At 66.9% G+C, this 1,446-nt stretch carries 1 protein-coding gene; it reads right to left on the bottom strand.

Annotation, left to right across the window (positions count from 1 at the left end):
• Positions 1 to 1,446, bottom strand: a 1,446-nt coding sequence (locus D5041_RS21870; protein ID WP_265285827.1) for a SwmB domain-containing protein, incomplete at both ends; no start/stop codon positions are given.

Here is a 1,446-nt window from a genome sequence, read left to right as displayed (position 1 = left end):
GGCCTGGTTGCTGAAGCTCACTGCGTCGTTGCCCGCAGCGTCCTGCACCACAGCGCCGGATTCGGGCTTGGTGTAGCTGACGGTCACCGTCTCCGTTGCGGCCACGGCACGGCTCAGTGTCAGGGTGACGGTCTTGGCCGTCGCGTTTACCACGGCGCCGCTCACGGTGATGGCCGTTGCGCCTGCGGCGGTGTTCACCGTAAAGCCTGCGTTGCCCGCGAGCGCTGCTGCGTCCAGGGTGTTGGCTTCCGTGTACGTGAGCACCAACTTGTCGCCGGTGACCACGGCGGTGTTGATCACCGGGGGCGTGGTGTCGGCTGGCGCTGGCGTGGCTGGCGTGTTGTTCGTCACGGCCTGGCCGCTGAAGTCCGACGCGCCGTTGCCGGCAGCGTCCCGCACCACGTTGCCGCTTTCGGGCTTGGTGTAGCTGACGCTCACCGTCTCCGAGCTGGTCACGGCGCGGCTCAGTGTCAGCGTCACGGTCTTGACCGTCGCGTTTATCACGGCGCTGTTCACGGTGATCGCCGTGCCCGTGGTGCTGCCGACCGTAAAGCCTGCGCTGCCCGTCAGTGCGGTATCGCCCAGGATGTTCGCGTCGATGAAGCTGAGCACCAGTTGGTCGCCGTTGACCGCGGCGCTGCTGACGCTGGGGGGAGTCACGTCAATGTCGTAGGTGACCGTGGACTCCGCTGTGCCCGCCCCTGCGGTGCCCGCGCGGTTGGTGATTCCGGCCAGGTTCACGCTGATCTTGTTGCCCGTCGAGTTTCTGTCGGCGGTCGGAGCCAAGAGGATATCGAGGAACCCCGGAGCCGTCAGCGTGACCGTCCACGTCGTTCCGCCGTCGGTGCTTTGCAGGTTGGACAGCGTCGCGCCTCCGCCCACGGTCAGGTCGGCGATGGTGAAGCTGCTTTCAGCGATGGCTTCGGAGAAGCGGATGGTGACAGTGGCACTTTCGCCAAAGCTCAGTTTGTTGTCGCTGATCGTGATCGGATCGGTCGCCGCCAGCGTGGGACCCTGCGTGCCCGGTGGCGTTGCCGTGCTGTGGGTCACAGGCTGGCTGCTGAAGTTCGCTGCGTCGTTGCCGGCCGCGTCCTGTACCACAGCGCCGGATTCGGGCTTGGTGTAGCTGACGGTCACCGTCTCCGTGCTGGCCACGGCGCGGCTCAGTGTCAGGGTGACGGTCTTGGCCGTTGCGCTTACCACGGCGCTGCTCACGGTGATGGCCGTTGCGCCTGCGGCGGTGTTCACCGTGAAGCCTGCGTTGCCCGCGAGCGCTGCCCCGTCCAGGGTGCCCGCTTCCGTGTACGTGAGCACCAGCTGGTTGCCGGTGACCACGGCGGTGTTGATCACCGGGGCCGTGGTGTCCGATGGCGTGCCATGGGTCACGGCCTGGTTGCTGAAGTTCACTGCCTCGTTGCCGGCAGCGTCCCGCACCCCGTTGCCGAG

Source organism: Verminephrobacter aporrectodeae subsp. tuberculatae (genome assembly GCF_026127385.1).
Taxonomy (GTDB): Bacteria; Pseudomonadota; Gammaproteobacteria; order Burkholderiales; family Burkholderiaceae_C; genus Acidovorax; species Acidovorax aporrectodeae.
This window is presented reverse-complemented; position numbering and strand designations above follow the sequence as displayed.